Origin of the sequence: Pseudomonas sp. K5002, from assembly GCF_013386655.1 — a bacterium.
Classification (GTDB): domain Bacteria; phylum Pseudomonadota; class Gammaproteobacteria; order Pseudomonadales; family Pseudomonadaceae; genus Aquipseudomonas.
In genome coordinates this window covers 1-4,221 of the sequence record NZ_JACARK010000505.1, presented here as the reverse complement: position 1 = coordinate 4,221, position 4,221 = coordinate 1, and the positions used below count along the sequence as shown (strand labels likewise).

Here is a 4,221-nt window from a genome sequence, read left to right as displayed (position 1 = left end):
CCAGGGCCTGGCGCTGGGCGGCGAGTACGGCGGCGCAGCCACCTATGTGGCCGAGCACGCCCCGGCGGGCAAACGCGGCTTCCACACCAGCTGGATTCAATCCACCGCGACCCTCGGCCTGCTGCTGTCGTTGCTGGTGGTGCTGGCGTGCCGTTACTTCACCGGCGACCAATTCGAAGTGTGGGGCTGGCGCCTGCCGTTCCTGCTGTCGATCGTGCTGTTGGGCATCTCCACCTGGATCCGCCTGAGCCTGCACGAGTCGCCGGCGTTCCTGAAAATGAAAGAGGAAGGCAAGGCCAGCAAGGCGCCGATCCGCGAGTCGTTCGGCAAATGGGAAAACCTCAAGATCGTGCTGATTGCGCTGTTCAGCATCAACGCCGGCCAGGCAGTGACGTTCTATGCCGCGCAGTTTTATGTGCTGTTCTTCCTCACACAGTTTTTGAAGATGGATCCGGCACTGGCCAACATGCTGCTGATCATCAGCGTGGTGATTGGTGCGCCGTTCTTCATCTTCTTCGGCTGGCTTTCGGACAAGCTGGGGCGCAAGCCGGTGTTGATGGTCGGCCTGCTGCTGGCCACCGCGCTGTACTTCCCGATCTTCAAGGGCCTGGCGCACTACACCAACCCGGCGATGGACCACGCCAGCCGCCAGTCGCCGATCACCGTATTGGCAGACCCGGCCACCTGCACCTTCCAGTTCGACCCGGTGGGCAAGGCGCGTTTTGACAGCCCGTGCGACAAGGTCAAGACCTTCCTGGTGAAACAGGGCCTGCCGTACGAAAGCGCGGCCGCCCCGGCGGGCAGCGCGGTGCAGGTGAGCGTGGGTGATGTGCGTATCGACGGTTACGACGAAGCCGCCCTGAAAGGCGCGGTGACCCTGGCGGGTTATCCGCAATCGGCTGATGTGGCCCAGGTCAACAAAACCATGGTGGTGGTGCTGATCGTCGCGCTGATCCTGATCGCCGCCATGTGCTACGGCCCGCTGGCAGCGCTGATGGTGGAGCTGTTCCCGACACGCATCCGCTACACCTCGCTGTCGCTGCCATACCACATCGGGAATGGCTGGTTTGGTGGGTTCCTGCCGACGGTGTCGTTTGCGCTGGTGGTGTACACCGGGGATATTTTCTATGGGCTGTGGTACCCGGTGGTCATTACCGGGGTGAGCCTGATCGTGGGGCTGATTTGCCTGAAAGAAACCAAGAACGTCGATATCGACAATAACTAAACGTCGATCCGGCCGACGCTGGAGTTTCAGTGTGGGAGCGGGCTTGCTCGCGAAAGCGGGGTGTCAGTCGCCGGATAGGTTGACTGATACACCGCGTTCGCGAGCAAGCCCGCTCCCACATTGGGTTTAGCACCAGACACACAAATTGCTGTATATCCATCCAGATAAAAGTTGCCCAATTCTGATTTATTGCTCATCCTGCTCCCCATTCAATTGCGTAGCGAATGTGGTGACCATGCGGCTGTTCCTCTGTGAAAAACCGTCCCAGGCCAAGGATATCGCCGCCGTGCTCGGCGCGACCCGGCGTGGCGACGGTTGTTGGCTGGGTTCAGGCGTGACGGTGACCTGGTGCATCGGCCACCTGCTGGAAACCGCCCCGCCCGACAGCTACGACGCCAAGTACAAGCGCTGGGTGCTGGCCGACCTGCCGATCATCCCCGAAAAGTGGAAGATGCTGGTCAAGCCCAAGACTGCCAGCCAGTTCAAGGCGGTCAAGCGTCTGCTGGGGGAAGCCCAGGAACTGGTGATCGCCACCGATGCCGACCGTGAGGGCGAGATGATCGCCCGTGAGCTGGTGGAGCATTGCCGTTATCGCGGCCCCATCCAGCGGCTATGGCTCTCGGCGCTCGACGACGCGTCGATCCGCAAGGCCCTGGCCTCGTTGAAGCCCGGTGCTGAAACCTTCAGCCTCTACCATTCGGCCCTTGGCCGCTCCCGTGCCGACTGGCTGATCGGGATGAACATGAGCCGCCTGTTTACCCTGCTGGGCCAACAGTCCGGTTATCAGGGCGTGTTGCCGGTTGGGCGTGTGCAAACCCCGACCCTGCGCCTGGTGGTAGACCGGGACCGCAGCATTGCCGACTTTGTACCCGTCGCTTATTGGGCCATCGATGTGGATCTGCTCCACGACGACATCACCTTTACGGCGCAGTGGCGCGCAACAGAAGACGCCTGTGACGATCAGGGCCGCTGCCTCAATCCGCAGCTTGCCCGGGACGCCGCCAATGCCATGAGCAACGCAGCCAGCGCCCGGCTGGTCAAACTGCGTACCGAGCGCATGCGCGACGTCGCGCCCCTGCCCTTCGACCTCGGCACCCTGCAGGAAATCTGCTCGAAAAAGCTTGGCCTCGGCGCCCAGGAAACCCTGGATGTTGCGCAGTCGCTCTACGAAACCCACAAGGTCATCACTTACCCCCGCAGCGATTGCGGCTACCTGCCCCTGAGCCAGCACGGCGACGCGCCGAAAATCCTCGCGGCGCTGGGGCGGGCCGATCCGGCGGTGAATGAATTGATGCCACACATCGACCCGAAGCGGCGCTCCCGAGCCTGGAACGACGCCAAGGTCAGCGCTCACCACGGCATCATTCCCACCGGCGCCGGCAAGGATGTCGGGCAATTGACGGGCAAGCATCGCGCGGTATACACCCTGATTCGCGCCCGCTATCTCGCGCAGTTCCTGCCCAATCACGAATACGACCGCACCCAGGCAGACTTCGACTGCGCCGGGGAAGCCCTGCGGGCAGTTGGCAAAGTCATCGTCGAGCCTGGCTGGAAACGCGCATTGCCGGAAGCATTGGCGCCGGCCAAGGGCCGTGAAGCACCTGCGCCGCAGTCCTTGCCAAAACTGGTTCAGGGGCAGGACTACGCCGTGGTCAAGGTCAACCTCAAGGACCTGTGGACCCAGCCACCCAAACCCTTCACCGAAGGCGACCTGATCAAGGCGATGAAAAACGTCGCCAAGCTGGTGGAAGACCCGCTGCTCAAGCAAAAGCTAAAGGACACCACCGGGATCGGCACCGAAGCCACCCGCGCCGGGATCATCCAGGGCCTGCTGGACCGCGGCTACCTGGTGAAAAACGGCAAGGCGCTGTCGGCAACACCCGCCGCTTTCAGCCTGATTGATGCAGTGCCACGGGCAATTGCCGACCCCGGTACCACCGCTATCTGGGAGCAGGCACTGGACATGGTACAAAGCGGCGAGATGAGCCTGGAAGAGTTCGTCGCCAAACAGGCGGCATGGATGAGCAAACAGGTGACCCGCTGCACTGGCATGCGCCTGACCATCAGCGGCCCGGCCAGCCCGGCCGGCCGTGGCGCCACACCGTGGAAAAACAAACGCAAACCGGCCAAGCGCAAGACGGCCACCAGCCCGAAGCGGGCGGCGAAACCGGCAAACAAAGGCTGAGAAGCACTAAGAAATCGCGACAATGACGTTTTTCGACGGGATGTATGCCGCTTTGGACCTTGCCCTGCTGCAGGCCATCCAGGATTCTGTAGGGCCTGCTAACCTCCCAACAATAACAACACCGGAGTGGCCTCCATGAAAACCGTTGCCCAAGTGCTGAAGTCCAAAGACCAGCATAACCATCAAGTCCACACCATCCCCCACGACCATACGGTATTTGAGGCCTTGATCGTGATGGCTTCGAAAAACGTCGGGGCCTTGCCAGTGCTCCAGGACGGCAAGGTGGTGGGCATCATCAGTGAACGAGACTATGCCCGTAAGGTCATCCTCCATGGATTGTCTTCGGTGACGACCAAAGCCCACGAGATCATGAATTCACCGGTGATCACCGTCGACACTCACCAGACTGTCGAGACGTGCATGACGATCATGACCGACCGACATCTGCGGCACCTGCCTGTGGTGGAGAACGGCGAGCTCCTTGGCCTGCTGTCCATCGGCGACCTGGTCAAGGAAGCGATTGCCGAACAGGCCGACCTGATCAAACAGCTGGAGCAGTACATTCGCGGCGAATAATCATTGGGGACCCCATGCTCGATACCCTGCAACATCAAGTCGATAACCAGCTCGACAACCTGCACCGGGCCATGGCCGAACGGCGCTTCCTGGTGCTGACCGGTGCGGGTATCAGCACCTCTTCGGGGATTCCCGATTATCGCGACAGCGAAGGCGTGCGCCGGGGCAAGGCGCCGATGATGTACCAGGAGTTCCTGGCAACCCCGCAGGCGCGCCGCCGCTACTGGGCGCGGGC

General features: G+C 61.8%; 4 protein-coding genes. All 4 read left to right on the top strand.

Annotation, left to right across the window (positions count from 1 at the left end; translation table 11 throughout):
* Positions 1 to 1,225, top strand: a 1,225-nt coding sequence (locus tag HX846_RS21770; protein WP_178966074.1) for an MFS transporter, incomplete at its 5' end; no start/stop codon positions are given.
* Positions 1,226 to 1,460: 235 nt separating this feature from the next.
* Positions 1,461 to 3,410, top strand: coding sequence for a DNA topoisomerase III (locus HX846_RS21765; RefSeq protein WP_178966073.1), 1,950 nt, complete (start codon positions 1,461 to 1,463; stop codon positions 3,408 to 3,410).
* Between the two features lie 135 nt (positions 3,411 to 3,545).
* Positions 3,546 to 3,986 (top strand): CBS domain-containing protein, encoded by a 441-nt coding sequence (locus HX846_RS21760; protein ID WP_003211614.1) that lies wholly within the window; start codon positions 3,546 to 3,548, stop codon positions 3,984 to 3,986.
* A 14-nt stretch (positions 3,987 to 4,000) separates the two neighbouring features.
* Positions 4,001 to 4,221 (top strand): Sir2 family NAD-dependent protein deacetylase (locus HX846_RS21755; RefSeq protein ID WP_306173134.1); only part of this gene is annotated, 221 nt, incomplete at its 3' end.

What these genes read in the sequence shown, in the direction of transcription:
- HX846_RS21760 (WP_003211614.1), top strand. Translation starts at nt 3,546, where the DNA reads ATGAAAACCGTTGCCCAAGTGCTGAAGTCCAAAGACCAGCATAACCAT.
- HX846_RS21765 (WP_178966073.1), top strand. Translation starts at nt 1,461, where the DNA reads ATGCGGCTGTTCCTCTGTGAAAAACCGTCCCAGGCCAAGGATATCGCC.